Origin of the sequence: Winogradskyella eckloniae (genome assembly GCF_013249045.1) — a bacterium.
In the GTDB taxonomy this organism is placed as follows: Bacteria; Bacteroidota; Bacteroidia; order Flavobacteriales; family Flavobacteriaceae; genus Winogradskyella; species Winogradskyella eckloniae.
Genome location: NZ_JABRWP010000003.1, coordinates 282,981 through 307,000, shown reverse-complemented (window position 1 = coordinate 307,000; position 24,020 = coordinate 282,981). Strand labels below are relative to the sequence as shown.

Sequence of the window (24,020 nt, the reverse complement as noted above, 5' to 3'; positions counted from 1 at the left end):
TTTTACATAGTGTAAAAGCCTTTTTTATGATTATCAATTAATTTAATCTTTAACGATAAACTTAGATAAATTCAATCCTGTTGCGTTAGACAAATTTAAAATATAGGTACCTTTAGACAATTTAGAGATATCTATAGAAAATTCAGGTTTATCAAATTCACTATTTAAATTTAATATCAACTTTCCATCTAACCCAATTATTTTTACAGTTTCAATTTGGATATCATTTAACACGTTGATGTTTAAAGTATGTGCTGCAGGAATAGGATAAACTTGAAGGTTTTTATCAAAATCTGACTCATTAATAGATAGTGCTTCTGATCCAAAAAACTCTATTTCCGCAATCGTACTCCAAGCACTAGTCCTTGTATCACCAGCACTGTTAAACCTACCAAAACCAATCATCTTCACATAACGCGCAGGTGTTGACAATTGATATTGATTAAAATCCATTGTATTCGTTGCGGTTAATAATAAATCTTCAGTCTCTGGTAAAATTTTGGTAAAGTCAGCATCATTTGTTCCATTAGTAGACACCCAAATTTGATATCCGAAAGCATCAGACTTATTGGTTGTACTAAATTGAATTAAGTCTAGGTTATACTCAGACCCTAAATCATATATAATATATTCACCGTCTCCCTTATAATCACCAGAAATGACAGACCCATCTTGTGCTGCCCAAATAGATGAACTTGTATTTACTTTATCTAATGTATTTATCGCAATTTCTGGTGGACTATCACTCGCATTATCACTAGAGAAAGCATGTATAGAAACCGGACCTCCTCCTGCAACATCATTAATAAGATCATACAAATCTGTTAAATCTGCACCTTCTTGTGAAACATTTAATACACGCACTATATCATCACCTCCTGGATCTTGTGAAAAAGTTACAGACCCAGTCCTTGCGTTAACATCTGTATTTTCAGTTACTGTAACAGCTACAGTAGCATCACCAGGACTCGCGTTTACATCAATAGAAATCCAAGAGTCATTAGAAACTGCTGTCCAACTTACATTAGCATATACAGAGACATCATAACTTCCAGCTTCAGCATCTAATACGTCTAAACTTCCAACGGTAAGTGACTCTGGTATTTCAATATTACAATTACCATCAATAATGTTACTACCTAAATTATCTAAAAAACAAGCGCCTATACCATAACCAACCATATCGTCAGTTATAGGCAAATATGAGCCCATGTCTGCACCTTTTCCGGCAGAACCAGTTCCCGAAAAAGTAAAAATCTCACCATCGGCTGTAGCTGTGATTCCCGATTCTTCAGAAAAACCAGCGTTTGTTTCACCTAAAGCGCTTCCTGTATAAACGTTTCCTGTATAGTTTAATGTCGTCCCCAAATCTGCATAAGAGGTAGCGGTATCACCTGTAATAACATCAGTTATATTTGCATTACCTGTGGTAAAATAAATTAGGTTATTAGTCACGGAACCTGTAGGATCTGTTGAACCTTTATCTGTATTATAAAACAAAGGGGCATTGGTATTAATTATGGTATTGTTAGAAACAGTGATATTTTCTGATTTTTGATACCCATTAGACACACTTGTAGATGTACAAGCAACAGAGTTGTTAGCACTACCTCCTAAAAAGGTAACGCCATTGTTCCACTTGGCTTGGCTAACAACAGTTATACAATCTTGTATGTAATTATTTGTTATTAAATGCTCACTATCCGTAATTCTTATTCCACCAGTGCCATCAATATTTTCTCCTAAGAAATAATTACCTTCTACAATGGCATTAGATCCATGACGCAATACTAAAGAGCCTCTACATCGTCTAAATGTATTATTGATATAGGAATTATTTTTACTCTTATTTGTAATGATTTCATTCTCTCCATCTGCCTTTACAAAATAATTATTACTGACTGTCGCATTACTATTTACATTTTGGTATTCACTTGTTCCAATACGAATAGTTTCACTATCTCCAGAATTACTTAAGGTATTATCTATTTTTACATAATTATAAAAATAATTATTACTAATTGTGTGCCCAACGATATCACAACGCGTATTTGTTACGCCTTCATCTGGAGTAGCATTATAAGCATACTCGGCTAAAATTAATGCACCAGCACTCTCCTTATTCATAAAAGAACAATTAAGAACTGAATTATAGGTACCATACAATACAATCCATCGATGTTTAGTAATAGAACCGTCAGCTATATCATCTGCAACATCATCAGGATGAATTTCTAATCCGTCAATCGCACAATTTTGAATTGTACTATGATTAGCATAATCGAAGCCATTTCTAAACTGAATAAAATTACTAGCACCATAACCACCTTGCCAATGAAAACCGTCAACAACAACGTAATCTCCGCCAATATTCATTTGTAAGCCTCCTGTAAACTTTACACCACCTGGTGTTTCTGCTCTAAATACAATTGGGTTTGCTGCTGTCCCATTGCCTACAAAATCAATACGTTCATCAGAATCATAAATTCCATTTGCTAAGATAATTACATCTCCTGGCACATAAGATTGATCTTCTAAATCCTCAGGATCACTAATATTATACGTAGTTTGCGCGTTCAACGTAAACAATGAGGTCATCAATAATAAGATGATTAAAAAGTACATTCTTGATTTAAAGACGTAAAAAGTTTTCATACCGTTATGAATAATTGATTTAAAATAAAATTAAAACTAAAAAAATTGGAATACCAGATTGGTCAACCAATTAAAAAATCAATCTAAAAGTAGTTAAAATTTTTATATAATTTTCAAAATAAATTAAATTAAAAAAATAAATAAATTATGAATACTCTAAAAAAACTATACCTTTATTAATAAGTTGCCCTAATTTTACAACCAAATTTAGAAAATCCTTTTTATTTTCATAATTTGCAAAGTTATAATTGCAGTATACATATGACAGAGATAACCAGACTTTTTGATTTCCCATATTATCAGCTAGAGAACAAACCAAATAAATCGGCTTTTGTTACCAAATACGATGGAAAGTGGACGCACACATCCACAGCAGAATATATTTCTAAAGCGAATTCTATAAGTAGAGCTCTACTAAAATTAGGCGTTCAAAAGAACGATAAAATAGCTGTTATTTCCTCAACTAACAGAACAGAGTGGAATATTATAGATATAGGTGTGCTTCAAACAGGTGCGCAAAATATTCCTATTTACCCAACAATATCTGCCGAAGATTACGAATATGTTTTAAATCATAGTGAATCTATCTATTGTTTTGTTTCTGATTTCGAAGTTTTAGAGAAAGTTAGAAAAGTACAAGCAAACACAAAATTAAAGGAGGTTTATTCATTTAATCATATCAAAGGCTGTAAACATTACTCAGAATTATTTGAATTAGGAAAAGATGAGAGTAATCAATCAGAAGTTGAGGCAAGAAAAGATGCTGTAAAACCGAATGATTTAGCGACTATCATATATACTTCTGGAACTACCGGAAAACCTAAAGGTGTAATGCTATCTCACTGGAATATTACCAGTAATGCTCTAGATAGTTCACCACGAGTTCCTTTGGTGGAGGGAGAAAATCGTATTTTAAGTTTTTTACCTATCTGTCACATTTTTGAACGTTTATTAATTTATGTCTATCAACATGCTGGTGCTTCAATTTATTTTGCAGAAGGCATTGATAAAATTGGAGAGAACGCTAAAGAAATAAAACCAAATCTAATGAGTGTTGTTCCGCGACTACTTGAGAAAGTATTCGATAAAATAATGCTAAAAGGAGAAGAGTTAACAGGTATAAAAAAATCACTATTCTTTTGGGCTGTACAATTAGGTGAACGATGGGAACCTTATGGCGCAAATGGTCCTTGGTACGAATTTCAACTTAAAATTGCCAATAAACTAATATTTAGTAAATGGAGAGAAGCCTTAGGCGGTGAATTAGGAACAATGGTCTCTGGTAGTGCTGCATTACAACCACGTTTAGCACGCATTTTCGGCGCTGCAAAAATGTTAGTCATGGAAGGCTATGGATTAACCGAAACCTCGCCAGTTGTAGGCGTTGGTGTGTACAAAGGTAATGGCTACAAAGTCGGAACTGTTGGAAAACCCATTAGAAATGTTGAAGTTAAAATTGCCGAAGACGGCGAGCTTCTAATTAAAGGCCCTAATGTAATGTTAGGTTACTACAAGGATCCCGATAAAACGGCAAGTGTTATGACTGGAGATTATTTCCACACTGGAGATAAAGGAGAAATTGACGCTAAAGGCTTTGTAAAAATAACAGGACGTAAAAAAGAAATGTTTAAAACTTCTGGTGGAAAATATATTATTCCGCCATTATTAGAAAATGACATGAAACAGTCACTGTTTATTGAACAAATAATGGTCATAGGTGAAGGCGAAAAAATGCCAGCTGCCTTAATTCAACCAAATTTTGATTTCATTAGAGATTGGATTGATCATAAACAAAATGGTGTTGGTAAAACGGATGCCGAAATTGCTAAGTCAGACATTGTAATAAATCGCATTCAATTAGAAATCGACAAATACAACAAAAATTTTGGGAAATGGGAACAAATTAAACGTTTTGAACTCACACCAGATGTTTGGTCTATTGACGGTGGACACCTTACACCTACCATGAAAATGAAACGTGTCATAATTAAAGAAATCTATCAAGAATTGTATGATAAGATTTATCGATAAACTTTACGCATAATTTCTAATAGCAATCAAACTTAACCAAATGTTTAACGTTTCCCTAAAAAACAAGCCGTTAAACGCTGATATTTAGAGGTTTAATTCTATTTTAATATATTAGAACGTCAGAACTAATATAGTTTAAATATGAAAACCAAAACATTTATCCTTGCTGGTTGCTGTGGTGGCATTGTTAATTGGGCTTTAAGTTGGTTGAGTTACGGTTTAATTCTCCAAAGTTACTTTCCACAACCAAAAGATAATTTTAGCTCTTTAACTTTTGTGTTTTTAGGTTGCCTCACAATGGGATTCTTTTTGTCTTATTTTTATAATCGTTGGGCGCAAATTTCAACAATTACAACTGGTGCAAAAGCAGGTGCATTTATTGGTTTTTTCTTATCGCTATCGTATGGATTAATTTCTAAGGCAATGGATCCTTCCTTTACTACAGAATTATTAACCTTAAGATTAGGCACTACCATTTTAGTTGTTGGTGTTACAGGCGCTGTTGTTGGCTATGTCAACGGAAAAGTGCGACAATCGTAATATTTAAGCCTAAAAAATACATTACTAAAAATATTTCCTCTACTTTTTTTATATATTCATATATAATTTTTTTAATTTATTATGCACGCATAGTAATTTTTATTATATTTGAAATCAATACAGAATAAACATGAAGGACAAAACCATTGATTATGTACTTAGAACTACATGGCTTGCAGTAAATAAAATGTACAATGAAGAAGCTCTAAAATTTGAATCCACTATGGCAACAGGATTTACGCTTTTAAGTATTGATCCAGAAAATGGCACACCTTCAACGTCATTAGGACCAAAAATGGGCATGGAAGCTACTAGCCTTTCTCGAACTCTTAAAACCATGGAAGAAAAAGGATTAATTATTAGAAAACCCAATCCTGAAGATGGTCGTGGCGTTTTAATTTTCTTAACCGAATTTGGAAGAGAAAAAAGAGAATACTCAAAAGAAAAGGTTTTAACCTTCAACAACGCTATTAAAAATAATGTTACCCAAGAAGAGCTTCTAAACTTCTACAAAGTAGCTGAGGTCATTAATAATATGATTTCAAACAAAAAAATATACAACAACAAAGAACACATTTTAAAATAAGATGAGTAAACGCAGAATTAAAAAAATAGCCATTATAGGCTCAGGAATTATGGGAAGCGGTATCGCCTGCCATTTTGCCAATATTGGCGTAGATGTTTTATTACTAGACATCATACCTAGAGAACTTAATGATAAAGAAAAAGCTAAAGGCTTAACTTTAGAGGATAAGGCAGTTAGAAATAGATTAGTTAACGATGCCCTAACAGCTTCAATAAAATCTAAGCCGGCACCACTCTATCATCCTTCTTTTAAAACTAGAATTACAACCGGTAATCTAGAAGATGATATTGCTAAAGTAAAAGACGTCGATTGGATAATGGAGGTTGTTGTAGAACGACTAGACATTAAACAACAAGTCTTTGAAAAACTCGAAAAATATAGAACACCAGGTACGTTAATTACATCGAACACCTCTGGTATTCCTATTAAATTTATGAGTGAAGGACGTAGCGAAGATTTTCAAAAGCATTTCTGCGGAACGCACTTCTTTAATCCTGCACGTTACTTAAAGTTGTTCGAGATTATTCCAGGACCTAAAACAGATCCTGCTGTTCTAGAATTTTTAAATGGTTATGGCGAACAATTCTTAGGAAAAACATCTGTTGTCGCTAAAGATACACCAGCATTTATTGGTAATAGAATAGGAATATTTAGTATTCAAAGCTTATTCCATACCGTTAAGGATTTAGATTTAACCATCGAGGAAGTTGATAAATTATCCGGACCAGTAATTGGTCGTCCTAAATCTGCAACCTTCCGTACGGTCGATGTTGTAGGTTTAGACACTTTAGTACACGTTGCTAATGGTATTAGAGAAAACTGTCCTAATGACGAGCGTTTAGAGCTTTTTGAATTACCAGATTTCATCAATACCATGATGGAAAACAAGTGGTTAGGAAGCAAAACCGGTCAAGGATTTTATAAAAAGAATGTTTCAGCAGATGGTAAAAAAGAAATTTTATCGCTAGACTTAAACACTTTAGAATATCGCGCTGCTAAACGTGCAAAATTCGCCACCTTAGAATTAACAAAAACCGTAGATAAGGTTGTAGATCGTTTTAAAATATTAGTAAAAGGAAAAGATAAAGCTGGCGAATTCTACAGAAAGAGTTTCTCTGCTTTATTCGCTTATGTGTCCAACCGAATTCCAGAAATTACAGACGATTTATATAAAATCGATGATGCCATGAAAGCAGGATTTGGATGGGAACATGGTCCTTTTCAAATTTGGGATGCTATAGGCGTTGAAAAAGGTATCGAAATGATGCAAGCAGAAGGTTTAAAACCTGCTAATTGGGTGCAAGATATGCTGCAATCTGGTAGCGATAGCTTCTACTCTATTAAAGATGGAGCAACGTATGCTTATAACATTCCAACGAAAACTCAAGAAAAAATTCCTGGTCAAGACAGCTTTATAATTTTAGATAATATCCGTAAAACGTCTGAAGTATTTAAAAACTCAGGTGTTGTGGTAGAAGATTTAGGCGATGGTATTCTTAATGTAGAATTCCAATCTAAAATGAATACGATTGGAGGCGATGTTCTTGCAGGATTGAACAAAGCAATTGATTTAGCTGAAAAAGATTTCGCCGGATTAGTAGTTGGTAATCAAGCTGCAAACTTCTCTGTTGGTGCAAACATTGGAATGATTTTCATGATGGCTGCAGAACAAGAATACGATGAGCTAAATATGGCTATAAAATATTTCCAAGACACCATGATGCGTATGCGTTACTCGTCTATTCCAACTATTGCTGCACCTCATGGTATGGCACTTGGTGGAGGCTGTGAGTTATCTATGCACGCAGACAAAGTAGTTGCAGCAGCAGAAACTTACATCGGATTGGTTGAGTTTGGTGTTGGTGTTATTCCAGGTGGTGGAGGTTCTAAAGAAATGACTTTAAGAGCATCAGACACGTTTAAAAAAGGAGATGTACAACTCAACACGCTTCAAGAGTATTTCTTAACAATCGGAATGGCGAAAGTAGCAACATCTGCTTACGAAGCTTACGATTTAGGCATCCTTCAAAAAGGGAAAGATATTGTTGTTGTAAATAAAGACAGGCAAATTGCCGTTGCCAAACAACATGCTATGCTTATGGCCAATATGGGTTATACACAACCTGTAAAACGTACCGATGTTAAAGTCCTTGGAAAACAAGCTTTAAGTATGTTTATGGTGGGTACAGATTCTATGCAAGACAGCAACTATATTAGTGAACACGATAGAAAAATCGCCAATAAACTTGGTTATGTAATGGCTGGTGGCGACTTATCTGAACCAACTTTAGTAAGCGAACAGTATTTATTAGACCTAGAACGTGAAGCATTCTTGTCTTTATGTACTGAACGTAAAACTTTAGAAAGAATTCAGCATATGTTAACCAAAGGGAAACCTCTTAGAAATTAGAGACAAGAAGCAAGACCTTAAGATTCAAGATAATCATCTTGTTTCTTGACTCTTGATTCTATAAATCTTAAAGAAATAAAAATGAAAACAGCATATATAGTAAAAGCATACAGAACCGCAGTTGGTAAAGCACCAAAAGGCGTGTTTCGTTTTAAAAGAACAGATGAATTGGCAGCAGAAACCATCAAATACATGATGAAAGAACTGCCAGGTTTAGACCCAAAGCGTATTGACGATGTTATTGTTGGGAACGCAATGCCAGAAGGTTCGCAAGGATTAAACATGGCGCGTTTAATCTCACTTATGGGATTAGAAGTGATTGATGTTCCTGGTGTTACCGTTAACCGTTTTTGCTCTTCTGGAGTTGAAACTATCGGAATGGCAACAGCAAAAATTCAAGCAGGTATGGCAGATTGCATCATCGCTGGTGGTGCGGAAAGTATGAGTAGTGTACCAATGACTGGTTTTAAGCCAGAATTAAATTACGATGCCATTGTAAAAAATGGTCACGAAGATTATTATTGGGGCATGGGAAATACCGCAGAAGCAGTAGCTCAACAATTCAACGTATCTCGTGAAGATCAAGATGAGTTCGCCTACAACTCACACATGAAAGCGTTAAAAGCACAGGCAGAAAATCGTTTTCAAGATCAAATTGTACCAATAGAAGTTGAACAAACATATATAGATGCCAACGGAAAAAAAGCAACAAAATCTTACACAGTTACTAAAGATGAAGGTCCTCGTGCAGGAACTAACAAAGAAGCTTTAGCTAAACTAAGAGCAGTATTTGCTGCTGGTGGAAGTGTAACCGCAGGAAACTCTTCGCAAATGAGTGATGGAGCCGCTTTTGTTATGGTAATGAGTGAAGACATGGTTAAAGAATTAAATCTAGAACCTGTTGCGCGCATGGTAAACTACGCTGCTGCAGGAGTTGAGCCTCGTATTATGGGAATTGGACCCGTAAAGGCCATACCAAAAGCATTAAAACAAGCAGGTTTAAAACAAGACGATTTAGCCTTAATTGAGTTGAATGAAGCCTTTGCTTCTCAATCATTAGCCGTTATTAGAGAATTAAACCTTAATCCAGATATCATTAACGTAAACGGAGGAGCCATTGCATTAGGGCATCCATTAGGATGTACAGGTGCCAAACTATCTGTACAACTTTTTTATGAAATGCGTAAGCGTGACATGAAAGGAAAATATGGTGCAGTTACCATGTGTGTTGGTACCGGTCAAGGGGCTTGTGGCGTGTTTGAGTTTTTAAATTAGAAACAAGAGGTTTAGAGCCTAGAATCAAGACTAAATAGATTGTAAACTATGCATAATTTCAAGAAATTAAAAATTTGGAATGAAAGCATGGAGTTGGTTTCAGAATCTTATAAAATAACTCGAAGTTTTCCAAAGTTTGAAACCTATGGGCTCATGAGTCAAATGAATAGATGTGCTGTTTCAATTCCTTCAAATATATCTGAAGGCTCAAGTAAAAGCTCAAATAAACATTTTGCAACCTATTTAGAACATAGTTTGGGTTCTGCTTTTGAATGGGAAACACAACTGAATGTTGCTTTTAACGAAAACTACATTTCAGAAAAAAAATTTAAAGAATTAGAAGACAAAATAAAACAAATACAAAAAATGATATCAAGTTTCAAATCTAGACTCAAATAGTCTTGATTCTTGGTTCTTGTATCTAATAATCTAATAAAAACATGGCAACAGAAGAAAAAGACATCCTTCGTGGAGGACAATTCCTTGTAAAAGAAACAAATTGTGAAGATGTATTCACACCTGAAGATTTTTCAGAAGAGCAAACAATGATGAAAGAATCCGTAATGGAATTCAACGATCGTGAAATTATTGCTCATAAACCAAGATTTGAAGCTAAAGATTACGCCTTAACAGAAGAAGTAATGCGAAAAGCTGGCGATATGGGCTTTTTAAGTGTTGCTGTTCCCGAAGCTTATGGCGGAATGGGAATGGGCTTTGTCTCTACGGTATTAACATGCGACTATATTTCTTCGGGTACTGGATCTTTTAGTACAGCCTTTGGTGCGCACACAGGCATTGGTACTATGCCGATAACCTTATATGGTACAGAAGCACAAAAACAAAAATACGTTCCTAAACTGGCCTCTGGCGAATGGTTTGGAGCATATTGTTTAACAGAACCTGGAGCTGGCTCTGATGCTAATTCTGGTAAAACAACTGCCGAATTAACTGAAGACGGAAAGTCATATAAAATCAATGGGCAAAAAATGTGGATTTCAAACGCAGGTTTCTGTAGTTTGATGATCGTTTTTGCACGTATTGAAGATGATAAAAACATTACAGGATTTATTGTAGAATACGATGGCGATAATCCTAACGGCATTACTTTAGGTGAAGAAGAGCACAAACTAGGTATTAGAGCAAGTTCTACGCGTCAAGTATTTTTTAACGATACCGTTGTACCAGTCGAAAATATGTTAGCTGGTCGTGGTGAAGGCTTTAAAATTGCAATGAACGCCCTAAATGTTGGTCGTATCAAATTGGCTGCGGCTTGTTTAGATTCGCAAAGACGAATTTTAACAACAGCAGTTGAGTACGCAAATGAGCGTAAACAATTTAAAACACCAATATCTAATTTTGGTGCTATAAAAACTAAAATAGCAGAAATGGCAGCTAGTGCTTATGCTGGTGAGTCTGCAACATATAGAGCTGCTAAAAATATTGAAGACCGCATTGCTTTACGTGAAGCTGCTGGTAACACACACCAGGAAGCAGAGCTTAAAGGCGTAGAAGAATACGCTATAGAATGTTCAATCTTAAAAGTAGCAGTATCAGAAGATGTACAAAATTGTGCAGATGAAGGTATTCAAATTTTTGGTGGTATGGGATTCTCTGAAGAAACGCCAATGGAAGCCGCTTGGAGAGATGCTCGTATTGCACGTATTTACGAAGGAACTAACGAAATCAACAGAATGTTAGCTGTTGGTATGTTAGTAAAAAAGGCTATGAAAGGTCATGTCGATTTATTAGGTCCTGCACAAGCGGTACAGGAAGAATTAATGGGTATTCCTTCGTTTGATACACCAGATTATTCCGAATTATTTTCTGAAGAAAAGCAAATGATTGCAAAACTTAAGAAAACCTTTTTAATGGTCGCTGGTGGAGCTGTTCAAAAATTTGGACCTCAATTGGAAGAGCACCAACAATTATTAATTGCAGCTGCAGATATCTTAATTGAAATCTATATGGCAGAATCTGCAATTTTAAGAACAGAGAAAAACGTAAAACGCACTAGCGAAAAAGAGCAATCTGCTCAAATTGCTATGGCAAAACTATACCTATATCACGCTGTAGATATCGTTGAAGAAAAAGGAAAAGAAAGTATTATTTCTTTTGCTGAAGGCGACGAACAACGTATGATGTTAATGGGTCTTAAGCGTTTTACAAAATATACAAACTATCCAGATATTGTAGATCTACGTATTGAGATAGCTGAAAAAGTAAAAGCAGAAAATAAGTACTGCTTCTAATGATTCAATAATTAGACTAACTCAAATAATTCTAATTAGTAAGCCAATTCATTTGTTTGAATTGGCTTTTTTTATTTTACTATCTTTAGTTCTTTCTAAAAAACAATCATGAAAATCAAACACCTTCTTTTTTTTAGTTTTTTTTCTTCCATTTTGTATTCACAATCTAACACCGAAATATTACTTTTCGATTTAAAAATTAACGATTTTAAAATAGAATTGCTTAACCCAACAAATATTTCAAATAATGAAGGCTATGACAACCAACCTTCGTTTTTAGATGATCGTTATATTATTTTTTCATCTACAAGAAATGGCCAAACTGACATTGCTAAATACGATACACGTTACCAGGCAAAGGTTTGGGTGAACCATACAGATGGTAGCGAATACACACCTTTAAAAATTCCAAATAAACATGAAGTTTCCGCAGTACGCTTAGATCAAGACGGCAAACAACGTTTATATGCTTATAGTTTAAGTAACGGACAATCTACAGAACTCATACAAGATATGGTTGTAGCCTACTATACATGGTATGACGATTCAACTATTGTAGCATCAGTCATTACAGAAGCTAATCTAAATCTTTATGTTTTTGATATAGAAGGTAAAGTGCATATAAAGGTTAACGAAAATACGGGTAGATCAATTCATAAAATCCCAAATTCTAATCTCATAAGTTTCATCTCAAAGAAAAATGACGATCAATGGCAGATTAAGTCCTTAAATCCAATGACAGGAGATATCAAAACTGTTGCAAACACATTGCAAGGCGTTGAAGATATTTGTTGGTTAGATGATAAAACAATTCTTTCCGGAAAAGACAATATCCTTTATAAATTGACATTAAATAAAGATAATAACTGGAAAACAGTCGCCGATTTATCCTCAGCTGGCATTCAAAATATAACACGACTTTCTGCGAATTCTTCAACTTCAAACTTATTAATAGTAGGCGATGTTAACCTTACTACAGAAGTAACTGAGGACACAAATAGTGACGCTGTAGAAGCACAAAATACTGTTACTGATGACACTGCTGAAATTTCAGAGGTTGAACAAATCGTTCAAAGAAATTTAGACGCTTATAATTCTAGAGATATTGATGGTTTTATGAAAGATTATGCCGAAAACATAAAACTATACAACTACCCAAACACCTTGCGCTCTGAAGGCAAAGAAGCCATGCAAAAAAGTTATAAAACATGGTTTGAAAACGTACCAGACTTAAGAGCATTTGTTAAAAAACGTATCGTCATTGGCAATAAAGTAATTGATGAAGAGCAAGTCACTGCCAATGGCAAAATTTTTAATGCAGTCGCTATCTACGAAGTAGAGAATGGATTAATTACTAAAGTGACATTCATACAATAACTTAAATATGAAAAAAATTATAATTCTATTTTTACTATCTACCTTAATTTGCCAAGCTCAAGAGGAAAAAACCTTAGCACCAAAACTAGAAAACCTAGCATGGATTTCTGGATCGTGGCATGGTGAAGCCTTTGGTGGTATTACAGAAGAAATTTGGAGCGAACCCTCTGGTGGTTCTATGATGGCTACATTTAAATTGATACACAATGGCGAAGTTTCCTTCTATGAAATTGAAGTTATTCGTGAAATAGAAAACACACTCATTTTACAACTCAAGCATTTTAGATGGGATTTAAAAGGTTGGGAATCTAAAGATGCAACCGTAGATTTTCCTTTGATTAAGATCACAGAAAACAAAGCCATTTTTGAAGGAATGGTTTTTGAGAAAGTATCAAAAAATGAAATGAACGTCTACGTAGATATTGACAACAAAGGAAAAACTGAAACTGTAAAATTTAACTATAAAAGGAAAAATGAACCCACAAAACCTATGAATCAGTTTATAACGGTAAAAAAAGCAACCGCTAAACCTACAATAGATGGTATCGCAAATGAAACTATTTGGAAAAATAGTAATTGGTTACCCTTAGACCAAACCTGGCTAGGCAATGCATACACACCAGAAGATTTTTCTGGTCGTTATAAACTTGCTTGGACAGAAGATGCACTTTACCTTTTAGCAGAAACTACAGACGACAAGTTAGTTGATAATAACGTTGATCCATTAACAGCATGGTGGGACGATGATTGTTTAGAAATATTTGTAGACGAAGATAATAGTGGTGGCGAACATCAATTTAATCATAATGCCTTTGCCTACCATATTGCTTTAGATGGTAATGTAGTGGATATGTCTACAGATAAAACAGGAAAGTTGTACAATTCTCATATAGAATCTAAACGCGTTACTATAGACAATACAACAACATGGGAAGTAAAAATCTCATTGTATAACGATTTGTATAACGACCACGCAGATAACACGCCTATTACATTACACACCAATAAATTGATTGGTTTCGCATTAGCCTACTGCGATAATGACTATAGTATAGAACGCGAAAATTTTATTGGCTCACTACATGTTGAAGGTACAGACAAAAACAAAGGTTGGATTGACGCCAATATTTTCGGAACTTTAAAGCTTATAAATGACTAAAATATGAAGCAATACATTTTACTATTTACCCTAACTTTAGTATTAAATTCTTTCGCACAAACAGATCAAAAAATCTACGATATTATCGATGCTATTTCTGAGAAAAACCTCCGTAATGACGTAAAAAAACTATCGGACTTTGGTACACGACATACCCTTAGTGATACCGTCTCAAAAACCAGAGGTATTGGAGCCGCAAGACGATGGATAAAATCGCAATTCGATATTATTTCTAATGATTGTAATACGTGTCTTAACGTATTTTTTCAAAATAATTTTATAGAAAAAGGTGCTAATCAACGTATCGTCAAAGATGTTAACGTGGTTAATGTTGTGGCTATTCAAAAAGGTACTAAATATCCTAATCGCTATATCATAATGAGTGGCGATATTGATTCAAGAGTCACAGATCCTAATGACTTTACCTCAGATGCACCTGGCGCAAATGATAATGCCACTGGTATGGCTGGAGCATTAGAAGCGGCTCGCGTATTGTCTAAATATAAGTTTGACAATAGTATTATATATGTTGGACTTTCTGGTGAAGAGCAAGGCTTATTTGGTGGACAAGGTTTGGCAAACTATGCTAAAGAACAAAACTGGGACATTATTGGCGTTTTAAACAATGATATGATTGGCAATATTTCTGGTGTAGATGGCGTCATTGACAACCGTACATTCCGCATTTTTTCTGAACCTACAACAACTGCAGAAACAGATCCTAAAAAATTAGCCATTCAAAATAGAACACGTCGTTACTATGGAGGCGAAATTGATGGTATTTCGCGTCAATTAGCGCGCTATGTCTATAAAACGACAACTACTTATATGCCAGAAATGAACCCAATGTTGGTGTATAGATTAGATCGTTTTGGCCGTGGTGGTCATCACAAGCCTTTTAATGATATGGGATTTGCAGGTATAAGAATTATGGAAGCTCATGAAAACTATACGCAACAACATCAAGATATAAGAACAGAAAATGGGATTGATTATGGCGATACTTTTGAGCATGTAAATTTTGAGTATTGTAAAAAATTAACGGCAGTTAATGCTATAACATTAGCTAGTCTTGCATCTGCTCCACCAGCACCTACAGAAGTAGCTATTGGTGGCATTGTAGAACCTTCAGCAAAATTAAAATGGTCTAATGTCAGTGGTGCAAAAGGATACAAAATATATTGGCGAGATACCACATCACCTACTTGGGATCATAGCAGATATGTAGAAAATATTACAGAGTTTACCCTAAATGGAATTGTCATTGACAATTCATACTTTGGAGTTGCTGCAGTAGGCGAAAACGGACATGAAAGCGCTGTTGTTTTCCCCAATAAAATTATGAGATAGTAACATGAAGAATTTTTTATACATATTTATAACTCTACTCTGCGCAACGAACTGTCAAGGTCAAGGTTTACTTAGTGACAAATCTAATTTTACACGGCAAGATACTTTAAGAGGAAGTATAACTCCAGAACGTGAATGGTGGGATTTAACGTATTATCATCTTGATATCGAAGTTCTACCAGAAGAGAAATTTATTTCAGGAAAAAACACCATTCAATATAAGGTTTTACAATCGCAACAAGTGATGCAAATCGATTTACAAAACCCATTAAAGATTACTAAAGTACTTCAAAACGGAAAGGTATTAGACGTAAAACATGATGGTAATGCACATTTTATTACACTATTAGAAACTCAGAAAACAGGAACCGTAAATGCTATCGAGGTCTATTACGAAGGGCATCCAAAAGAAGCGAAACGCGCACCTTGGGATGGCGGATTTTCATGGAAAAAAGATAAGAATGGTAATCCTTTTATAGCGACGTCTTGCCAAGGATTAGGTGCTAGTGTATGGTGGCCAAACAAAGACCATATGTATGATGAAGTGGATAGTATGCTGATTAGCGTTACGAATCCAAAATCTTTAACTAATGTTTCTAATGGACGATTACGAAAATTGGTTGAGAACGACAATAATACCGTAACCTCACATTGGTTTGTCAATAACCCAATTAATAATTATGGTGTGAATATAAACATTGGTGACTACGCTAATTTTTCTGAAGTTTACCAAGGGGAAAAAGGCGATTTAGACATGAATTACTACGTGCTTAAAGACAACCTTGAAAAAGCAAAGATTCATTTTAAAGATGCGCCTAAAATGATGAAAGCGTTTGAGCACTGGTTTGGTCCTTATCCTTTTTATGAAGACAGTTTTAAACTCGTAGAAGTTCCATATTTAGGTATGGAACACCAAAGTTCTGTAACCTATGGCAATACATACAAACAAGGCTATTTGGGTCGTGATTTATCTGGCACAGGCTTAGGTCTTAAGTTCGATTTTATTATTATTCACGAAGCAGGTCACGAGTGGTTTGCCAACAATATTACCAATAAAGATATTGCAGACATGTGGATTCATGAAGGATTTACCTCTTATTCAGAAAATCTATTTTTGGACTATTATTACGGAAAAGCAGCTTCTGCCAAATACGTAATTGGTACACGTAGAAATATTCAAAATGATAAACCATTAATTGGCCATTATAACGTCAATAATGAAGGCTCTAGCGACATGTACTATAAAGGCGCAAATATGCTACATACGTTGCGTCAGTTAGTTGAAGATGATGACAAATGGCGCCAAATCTTAAGAGGAATGAATTCTAAATTTTATCATCAAACCGTAACCACAGAACAGATTGAAAATTATTTAAGCGAACAAACTGAGAAAGATTTAACAGCATTTTTCAATCAATATTTAAGAACAATTAAAATTCCGACTTTAGAATATTCAATTACAAATAATAAATTAAAATTCCGTTGGACCAATACTGTAGAAAATTTTGATATGCCAATACAAATTGAAACAGGACATCTGTCGGAATGGATTTTTCCGACAACCGAGTGGAAATCAAAAGTAATGACTTCAAATGATATACAAATTGATAACGACTTTTACGTCAATTCTAAAAAAATATAATGTCTGATATAAAGGAGCTCTATTTTAAAACAGATACCGAATGGCGAGATTGGTTACACCAAAATCACAAATCTGAAAACGGTATTTATCTCATATTCTATAAAGTAAATCACGTCATGGCATCAATGCGTTGGGAAGAAGCTGTACGCGTTGCCCTTTGCTATGGTTGGATAGATGCAACCGTAAAAAGCTTAGGCGATGGTAAACGACGTCAATATTTTTGCCCAAGAAAACCAAAAAGTGTTTGGAGCGCTGTGAATAAAAAACACCTCATAGCGTTAGAAAAAGAAAATTTAATTCATCCTTCAGGCTATGAATCAATTAAAATCGCAAAAGAAAACGGAAGTTGGTCTTCGTTAGACGCTGTTGAAAATGGCATAATCCCTAAAAACCTGCAAATCGCATTTGATGCGCATCCAAATGCTTATCAAAATTACCTCAACTTTGCACCGAGTTACAGAAAAAGTTATTTGTATTGGTTAAACCAAGCTAAAAGAGAAGCGACGCAACAAAAAAGAATCGCAGAAATTATAAAACTCTGCGATGCTAATATTAAAAGTAGTGATAATTGGTAAATTCTACAGTCCACTGATATAACTTCCGTAAGGATCTTTAAATTGAAGTCCTTCAGCATATCGATACTTGCTGAGTTTTTTAAATTGTGTTAAACCCCAAAGTATAAACTCTTTTTCAAAATAGACATCTTTTGGATCAATCTCTGGCTGATAATCTGCAATTAAAGCATCTAAAGGTGTTACCTCATCTAATTTAGCTTTATAAGTAGCATCGTCTAAATCATCTAAAAGTTCAAAACCATCACCATTAAAAAACCAAGAGATTAAATCATCATAAGGTGTTTCTTCATCTTGTTTTTGTAATTTTTCTACCTTTGGAAAATACTTAGGGAATAAGGTTTTCACAGCGTCTTCCATTAATGCATTAGCCACAAAATCTGCACCTTCTTGTTCACCTTCGTAAACCAATTCTACTTTTCCAGTTATCGCAGGAATGACACCTATAAAATCAGATAGTCTCACTGCTGTTTTAGCATCACCAGAAATTAATGCACGTCGTTCTGCTGTACTTAGTAAATTTTCAAAAGCTGTAATACTCATACGTGCACTTACACCACTTTTTACATCAACGTACTCACTTTCTCTAGCTTCAAAACTAATCTGTTCTAATAAATCTTTTGCCAATTCTGGTACGTAAACCGATTCTGATTGTCTGGTATCTAACTTCGCTTCTTGAGATGTGATGGTTCTGGCAACTACCACAGATTCTGGGTAATGCGTTAAAATCTGAGACCCAATTCTATCTTTTAATGGTGTAACAATACTTCCTCTATTGGTATAATCTTCAGGATTTGCTGTAAATACAAATTGCATATCTAATGGCAATCGTAATTTAAATCCTCTTATCTGAATATCACCTTCTTGTAAAATATTAAATAAAGCGACCTGGATTCTTGCCTGTAAATCTGGCAACTCGTTAATTACAAAAATGCAACGGTTAGCTCTTGGAATCATGCCGTAATGAATGACACGATCATCTGCATAACTCAACTTTAAATTCGCCGCTTTTATAGGATCTACATCACCTATAATATCGGCAACAGTAACATCTGGTGTTGCTAATTTCTCGGCAAAGCGTTCACTTCTATGCAACCAAGTAATTGGTGTATCATCTCCTTTTTCTGCTATAAATTCTATAGCATAGCGCGAAATTGGTTCTAAAGGATCATCATTAATTTCTGAGCCTTCTACAACAGGTATGTATTCATCTAGCAAGGTCACCATCATACGTGCTAAACGGGTTTTTGCTTGCCCTCTTAAACCTAATAGATTAATATTATGCCGCGATAAAATAGCACGTTCTAATTCTGGTATCACCGTATTTTCGTAACCATGTATACCTTCAAAGGTTGTTTTTTTATTCTTTATATTTTCAATTAAATTATCTCTCAATTCATCTTTTATAGATTTAGACTGATAACCCGATTGTTTTAGTTCGCCTAGTGTTTTTATATTCATAAATTAGCCCCTTTTAATTTCCCCATAAGGAGAAAAACTCAACGTGGGAAATTGAGCTTTAATTTCCATTTTTTCTTTATGCCTTCCCTTCGGAAAGGTTAGGATGGGCTTTTTTCACCCCTTAATCCTCTTTTTTCTGTTATTCTCGTAATCTTCAAAAATCATTTCACCTAGACCTTTTAAGCCTGTGTAAAATGCTTTCCCTCTATTTGCTTGTGTAAATTCTCTTACAAACTGCATTAAATAAGGATCTTGCGCAATCATAAACGTCGTTATAGGAATATGTAAACGCCTCGCTTGTTGCGCCATTGCATAACATTTGTTAGTTATGTATGGATCTAAGCCATTACTATTTTTATAATATTGCCCGTCTGGCAAACGCAGACAACTCGGTTTACCATCTGTTATCATAAAAATTTGCTTGTTGGTATTACGTTTTCTCCGCAACATGTCCATAGCTAATTGCAAACCTGCAACGGTATTAGTATGGTAAGGCCCAACCTTTAAATATGGTAACTCTTTAATTTTTATTGGCCAAGCATCATTCCCAAAGACTAAAATCTCTAAGGTGTCTTTTGGGTAACGCGTGGTAATTAATTCAGCCAAAGCCATAGCCACTTTCTTAGCAGGTGTAATTCTATCTTCACCATAAAGAATCATACTATGACTAATATCAATCATTAACACAGTACTCATCTGGCTTTTATGAAGTGTTTCTTCTACCACCAAATCATCTTCCGTTAGACTAAAATCGCCAATACCATTATTAATCTGAGCGTTTCTAATACTTTCCGTCATAGAAACTTTATCTAGATTATCGCCAAACTGGTAGCTTCTAAAATCACCTGTATGTTCATCGCCAAGACCAACACCTTTACTTTTGTGATTACCAGAACCACTGCGTTTTATTTTACCAAAAATCTGATCTAAGGCTTGTTGTCTTATGGCACGTTCGGTTTTTGCTGTTATAGCAAGTCCTCCTTCACCTGTTCCATTAGGATCAATTTCTTCGCGGATGTAACCTTTGTTTTTTAAATCCTCTATAAAGTCATCAATGGTATACTCTGGTGTGGTAAGTTTATATTCTTTATCTAATTGACGTAACCAATCTATAGCTTCATCAAAATCACCAGAAGTATGTGTGATTAACTCCTTAAAAATTTCAAAGAGTTTTTCAAAAGGCGATTGATAAGGCGCTTCGTACGTTTTAAATACAAAACCTCTTTTATTTATTTTTTCATTCATAGCTATGTAAAAATAATGATTTTTCATTTTAAAAAATAGTCTGTAGAAGAACTTAACAACTCCTTAAGAAATCTATCAATTCTTTTGTTTAATTTTAAGCATTACTCAACCAACCACAAATAATGAAGCATTTATTCTCTTTTGTTATACTTTGCTGTGTAACCATAATTAGCGCGCAAGACTTTTCTATAGATTTAGTAAAAAATATGCATCCAAGAAACATTGGTCCTGGTGGTATGTCTGGACGTGTTACTGCTATTGATGTTGTAACTGATAATCCAGACATAATGTATGTTGGTACGGCATCTGGAGGTCTATGGAAATCTAATTCTGGTGGTATCACTTGGACACCAATTTTTGATAAAGAAGTAACAGCTTCTATTGGTGCGGTTGAAATTCAGCAATCTAACCCAAGTGTAATTTGGGTAGGAACAGGAGAAGGCAATCCTCGTAACTCCTTAAATGGTGGTTATGGCATCTATAAATCTTTAGATGGTGGAAAAACATGGTTGGCTATGGGTCTTGAGAAAACAAGACATATACATAGAATTATTGTAGATCCAACCAACCCAGATATTGTTTATGTGGGAGCCATTGGTTCGCCTTGGGGAGAACATCCAGAACGTGGTGTCTTTAAAACCACTGATGGTGGCGAAACATGGAACAAAGTGTTATATGTGAACAACAAAACAGGAGCGGCAGACTTAATTATGGATCCTACGAACCCAAATAAGTTAATCGCAACGCTTTGGGAACATAAACGCGAACCTTGGTTTTTTAATTCGGGTGGCGCAGGTTCTGGAATGCACATAACGCATGATGGCGGTAAAACTTGGAAAAAAATCACGGAAGAAGATGGATTCCCAAAAGGCGATTTAGGACGAATTGGTGTTGCTATAGCACCAAATAAACCTGATGTTATTTATGCTTTGGTAGAAGCCAAAAAAAATGCACTGTACAAAAGTGAAGATGGTGGTGATAAATGGAAAAAAATAAATGATAAAAGTGATATTGGAAACAGACCATTCTATTATTCTGAAATTTATGTAGATCCTGAAAATGAAAACAGAGTGTATTCAGTTTTCACATACGTTAATGTTTCTGAAGATGGTGGCAAAAACTTTAAGCAATTAATGCCTGCTTATGGCGTAGATAATGGTGTGCATCCAGATCATCATGCTTGGTGGATTCATCCTGAAAACGGAAAATTTATGATTGATGGTAATGATGGTGGCATGAATATCACTAAAGATGGTGGTAAAACTTGGCGATTTATTGGGAACCTTCCTGTCGCACAATTCTATCATATCAATGTCGATAATGAATTTCCATATAACGTGTATGGTGGTATGCAAGACAATGGATCTTGGAGAGGACCAGCCTATGTTTGGCGTGCCCAAGGCATAAGAAATAGCTATTGGCAAGAAATAAGTTTTGGTGATGGTTTTGACGTAATACCAGATAAAGACAATTCGCGATACGGCTGGACAATGAGTCAACAAGGCTATGTGAGCCGATATGACTGGCAAACAGGAAACAATTATATGGTAAGACCTACACATTCTGATCCTGACGTAAAATTACGTTTTAATTGGAATTCCGCTATTAACATTGACCCTTTTAATAATGCTACTGTTTACTTTGGCAGTCAGTTTGTTCATAAATCTACAGACAAAGGCGAAACCTGGACGGTTATTTCTCCTGATCTCACAACCAATGATCCTTCAAAATTAAAACAATCTGAAAGTGGTGGACTCACTTTAGATGCCACAGGTGCAGAAAACCACTGTACAGTTTTAGTTATAGAACCTTCACCTGTAGAAAAAAATATGCTTTGGGTTGGCACTGACGATGGACGCGTGCATTACACCATAAATGGTGGCGAATCTTGGACCGAAGTTTCAAAAAACATTAAAGACTTACCTAAAGGCAGTTGGATAGCGCAAATAAAAGCCTCTAACAAAAACAAAGGTGAAGCACTTTTAATTGCAAATGATTACAGAAGATTTAACTATACGCCTTATGCTTACCGCACTAAAAACTATGGTAAATCCTGGGAACGTATTGTCGATGTTGATGATGTACAAAGTTATACATTGGCTATTGTTGAAGACTTAGTAGAACCTAATCTTTTATTCTTAGGAACAGATGATGGTTTATATGTTTCTTTAGATGCTGGAGACCATTGGACCAAATGGACTGAAGGCTTTCCTACAACTTCTGTAAAAGATTTGGTTATTCACCCAAGAGAACACGATTTAGTGATTGGTACGTTTGGACGAGCGGCTTGGGTTTTAGATGATATTAAACCATTGAGAGACATGGCAAAAGACAAATCTATTATAGATGCTTCAATTAAACTTTTTGAACCACCAACAGTGTATCAAGCCGCGTATCAACAACCAACAGGAAGCCGTTTTGGAGCCGATGCTATGTATCAAGGTGAGAATAGAAAAGGTGGTGCAACGTTTTCTTATTTAATTAATAAAAAAGAAGACGTCAAGTCTGACATAAAAGCGAACGCAAAAAAAGGAGATAAAAACATTAGTGACAAGAAAATTGGGCTAAATGAAGATTCTGATGACAACAATATTGATAAAGACAAAGAAGAATCTCTAGTAAAATGGGATTCTCTAACATTAAAAATATACGATGGCGAGCGATTAATAAGAACTTTGAAAACAAAAGCACCAAAAGACAACGGGATTCATAGGTGGACGTGGAGAATGCGTGAGTCTGGAGCTGACAGACCGTCTAGAAGAATTAGAAAAAACACTAGAGAATCTGCTGGTGTAAATGTAAAACCAGGTACTTACAGAGCCGTTCTACATTATGGTGATCAAGTATCTGAAACAACTATAAAAGTAGAATCAGATCCTAGATTAGAGGTTTCACAAAAGAATATTGATGAAGTCTATGCAGCTGCAAAACAATTAGAACAATTACAACAAACCACAGCAGATGCCGTAAAACAATTAGTAGAAAGTAAGACCATTGCGGAAACGTATAAAAAAGATTTATCTAATTTAGATAAAGACACATACAAAGAAGAGATTAAAAACTCTAAGGCCTTAATTAAATCAATTAATGGTTTATTAGATAAATATTTAGGAAAAGAGGATAAAAGGCAAGGCATTACAAGAAGTCCTGTCGTTACACCATTATCGCGTTTAAGAACTGCAAGTGGCTATGTAAATGGAAGTCAAAACGGATTAACTGCAACAGAAACAACATTAATTAAACAAGCTAAGGATGCCTTAAACACATTGCTTTCGGAAACGAATACGTTTTTTGCTAATGATTGGAAAGACTATCAAAATAAAATGCAAACCGTACAAGCCAATCCTTTTAAAGCACTTAAACATTTTAAAATAGATTAATTTTAGAAACGGTCAAAAAGTCTTTATACTAACGTTTTTATTGTTCGTTTATAAAACAACAATGTGCTATGTTAACTGCATACTTTAT

At 34.9% G+C, this 24,020-nt stretch carries 16 protein-coding genes; 13 read left to right on the top strand and 3 right to left on the bottom strand.

Annotated elements, in window-relative coordinates:
• Nucleotides 1–42: 42 nt before the first annotated feature.
• On the bottom strand, nucleotides 43–2,655 hold the full coding sequence (locus HNV08_RS06670; RefSeq protein WP_173280395.1) for a chondroitinase-B domain-containing protein: 2,613 nt from the start codon (nucleotides 2,653–2,655) through the stop codon (nucleotides 43–45).
• 261 nt (nucleotides 2,656–2,916) lie between these two features.
• On the opposite strand from HNV08_RS06670, the gene HNV08_RS06665 reads away from it, so the two are divergent.
• From HNV08_RS06665 to HNV08_RS06605, 12 genes are all read left to right on the top strand, one after another.
• On the top strand, nucleotides 2,917–4,686 hold the full coding sequence (locus tag HNV08_RS06665; protein WP_173280394.1) for an AMP-dependent synthetase/ligase: 1,770 nt from the start codon (nucleotides 2,917–2,919) through the stop codon (nucleotides 4,684–4,686).
• Nucleotides 4,687–4,827: 141 nt separating this feature from the next.
• Nucleotides 4,828–5,226, top strand: a complete 399-nt coding sequence (locus tag HNV08_RS06660; RefSeq protein ID WP_173280393.1) for a hypothetical protein — start codon at nucleotides 4,828–4,830, stop codon at nucleotides 5,224–5,226.
• A 130-nt stretch (nucleotides 5,227–5,356) separates the two neighbouring features.
• Nucleotides 5,357–5,812: a MarR family winged helix-turn-helix transcriptional regulator gene (locus HNV08_RS06655; protein WP_173280392.1), complete on the top strand. Its 456-nt coding sequence runs from the start codon at nucleotides 5,357–5,359 to the stop codon at nucleotides 5,810–5,812.
• Between the two features lies 1 nt (nucleotide 5,813).
• Nucleotides 5,814–8,222, top strand: a complete 2,409-nt coding sequence (locus HNV08_RS06650; RefSeq protein WP_173280391.1) for a 3-hydroxyacyl-CoA dehydrogenase/enoyl-CoA hydratase family protein — start codon at nucleotides 5,814–5,816, stop codon at nucleotides 8,220–8,222.
• Nucleotides 8,223–8,303: 81 nt separating this feature from the next.
• The gene (locus HNV08_RS06645) at nucleotides 8,304–9,497 is read left to right on the top strand and encodes an acetyl-CoA C-acyltransferase (RefSeq protein WP_173280390.1); all 1,194 of its coding nucleotides are present in this window, start codon (nucleotides 8,304–8,306) and stop codon (nucleotides 9,495–9,497) included.
• A 48-nt stretch (nucleotides 9,498–9,545) separates the two neighbouring features.
• On the top strand, nucleotides 9,546–9,896 hold the full coding sequence (locus tag HNV08_RS06640; RefSeq protein ID WP_173280389.1) for a four helix bundle protein: 351 nt from the start codon (nucleotides 9,546–9,548) through the stop codon (nucleotides 9,894–9,896).
• Nucleotides 9,897–9,937: 41 nt separating this feature from the next.
• Entirely contained in the window at nucleotides 9,938–11,746 is a 1,809-nt protein-coding gene (locus HNV08_RS06635) for an acyl-CoA dehydrogenase family protein (protein WP_173280388.1), read from the top strand.
• 108 nt (nucleotides 11,747–11,854) lie between these two features.
• Complete coding sequence (locus tag HNV08_RS06630) at nucleotides 11,855–13,123, top strand: nuclear transport factor 2 family protein (RefSeq protein WP_173280387.1); 1,269 nt, start codon at nucleotides 11,855–11,857, stop codon at nucleotides 13,121–13,123.
• Nucleotides 13,124–13,130: 7 nt separating this feature from the next.
• Nucleotides 13,131–14,282 carry a DUF6265 family protein gene (locus HNV08_RS06620; RefSeq protein ID WP_241697191.1) on the top strand — a complete coding sequence of 384 codons (1,152 nt, stop codon included), beginning with the start codon at nucleotides 13,131–13,133 and terminating at the stop codon, nucleotides 14,280–14,282.
• A 3-nt stretch (nucleotides 14,283–14,285) separates the two neighbouring features.
• Nucleotides 14,286–15,632: a M28 family peptidase gene (locus HNV08_RS06615; RefSeq protein WP_173280386.1), complete on the top strand. Its 1,347-nt coding sequence runs from the start codon at nucleotides 14,286–14,288 to the stop codon at nucleotides 15,630–15,632.
• A gap of 4 nt (nucleotides 15,633–15,636) precedes the next feature.
• Nucleotides 15,637–17,274 (top strand): M1 family metallopeptidase, encoded by a 1,638-nt coding sequence (locus tag HNV08_RS06610; RefSeq protein ID WP_173280385.1) that lies wholly within the window; start codon nucleotides 15,637–15,639, stop codon nucleotides 17,272–17,274.
• On the top strand, nucleotides 17,274–17,849 hold the full coding sequence (locus HNV08_RS06605) for a YdeI/OmpD-associated family protein (RefSeq protein WP_173280384.1): 576 nt from the start codon (nucleotides 17,274–17,276) through the stop codon (nucleotides 17,847–17,849). The genes HNV08_RS06610 and HNV08_RS06605 overlap by 1 nt, the downstream gene beginning before the upstream one ends.
• A gap of 3 nt (nucleotides 17,850–17,852) precedes the next feature.
• On the opposite strand, the gene HNV08_RS06600 is transcribed toward HNV08_RS06605, so the two are convergent.
• Together HNV08_RS06600 and HNV08_RS06595 are read right to left on the bottom strand one after the other, a co-directional pair.
• A complete protein-coding gene (locus tag HNV08_RS06600; protein ID WP_173280383.1) occupies nucleotides 17,853–19,307 on the bottom strand; it encodes a MoxR family ATPase in 1,455 nt (484 codons plus the stop codon).
• Between the two features lie 114 nt (nucleotides 19,308–19,421).
• Complete coding sequence (locus HNV08_RS06595; protein ID WP_173280589.1) at nucleotides 19,422–20,552, bottom strand: vWA domain-containing protein; 1,131 nt, start codon at nucleotides 20,550–20,552, stop codon at nucleotides 19,422–19,424.
• Nucleotides 20,553–20,674: 122 nt separating this feature from the next.
• Here HNV08_RS06595 and HNV08_RS06590 point away from each other — a divergent pair, with 122 nt between their 5' ends.
• Nucleotides 20,675–23,932, top strand: coding sequence for a WD40/YVTN/BNR-like repeat-containing protein (locus HNV08_RS06590; RefSeq protein ID WP_173280382.1), 3,258 nt, complete (start codon nucleotides 20,675–20,677; stop codon nucleotides 23,930–23,932).
• Nucleotides 23,933–24,020 lie beyond the last annotated feature (88 nt).

Excerpts from the sequence above, each read along its gene's own strand:
- HNV08_RS06670 (WP_173280395.1), bottom strand. The coding sequence starts at position 2,655 with ATGAAAACTTTTTACGTCTTTAAATCAAGAATGTACTTTTTAATCATC.
- HNV08_RS06635 (WP_173280388.1), top strand. The coding sequence starts at position 9,938 with ATGGCAACAGAAGAAAAAGACATCCTTCGTGGAGGACAATTCCTTGTA.
- HNV08_RS06630 (WP_173280387.1), top strand. The coding sequence starts at position 11,855 with ATGAAAATCAAACACCTTCTTTTTTTTAGTTTTTTTTCTTCCATTTTG.
- HNV08_RS06615 (WP_173280386.1), top strand. The coding sequence starts at position 14,286 with ATGAAGCAATACATTTTACTATTTACCCTAACTTTAGTATTAAATTCT.
- HNV08_RS06660 (WP_173280393.1), top strand. The coding sequence starts at position 4,828 with ATGAAAACCAAAACATTTATCCTTGCTGGTTGCTGTGGTGGCATTGTT.
- HNV08_RS06620 (WP_241697191.1), top strand. The coding sequence starts at position 13,131 with ATGAAAAAAATTATAATTCTATTTTTACTATCTACCTTAATTTGCCAA.
- HNV08_RS06645 (WP_173280390.1), top strand. The coding sequence starts at position 8,304 with ATGAAAACAGCATATATAGTAAAAGCATACAGAACCGCAGTTGGTAAA.
- HNV08_RS06590 (WP_173280382.1), top strand. The coding sequence starts at position 20,675 with ATGAAGCATTTATTCTCTTTTGTTATACTTTGCTGTGTAACCATAATT.
- HNV08_RS06650 (WP_173280391.1), top strand. The coding sequence starts at position 5,814 with ATGAGTAAACGCAGAATTAAAAAAATAGCCATTATAGGCTCAGGAATT.
- HNV08_RS06665 (WP_173280394.1), top strand. The coding sequence starts at position 2,917 with ATGACAGAGATAACCAGACTTTTTGATTTCCCATATTATCAGCTAGAG.
- HNV08_RS06655 (WP_173280392.1), top strand. The coding sequence starts at position 5,357 with ATGAAGGACAAAACCATTGATTATGTACTTAGAACTACATGGCTTGCA.
- HNV08_RS06610 (WP_173280385.1), top strand. The coding sequence starts at position 15,637 with ATGAAGAATTTTTTATACATATTTATAACTCTACTCTGCGCAACGAAC.
- HNV08_RS06640 (WP_173280389.1), top strand. The coding sequence starts at position 9,546 with ATGCATAATTTCAAGAAATTAAAAATTTGGAATGAAAGCATGGAGTTG.
- HNV08_RS06595 (WP_173280589.1), bottom strand. The coding sequence starts at position 20,552 with ATGAATGAAAAAATAAATAAAAGAGGTTTTGTATTTAAAACGTACGAA.
- HNV08_RS06605 (WP_173280384.1), top strand. The coding sequence starts at position 17,274 with ATGTCTGATATAAAGGAGCTCTATTTTAAAACAGATACCGAATGGCGA.
- HNV08_RS06600 (WP_173280383.1), bottom strand. The coding sequence starts at position 19,307 with ATGAATATAAAAACACTAGGCGAACTAAAACAATCGGGTTATCAGTCT.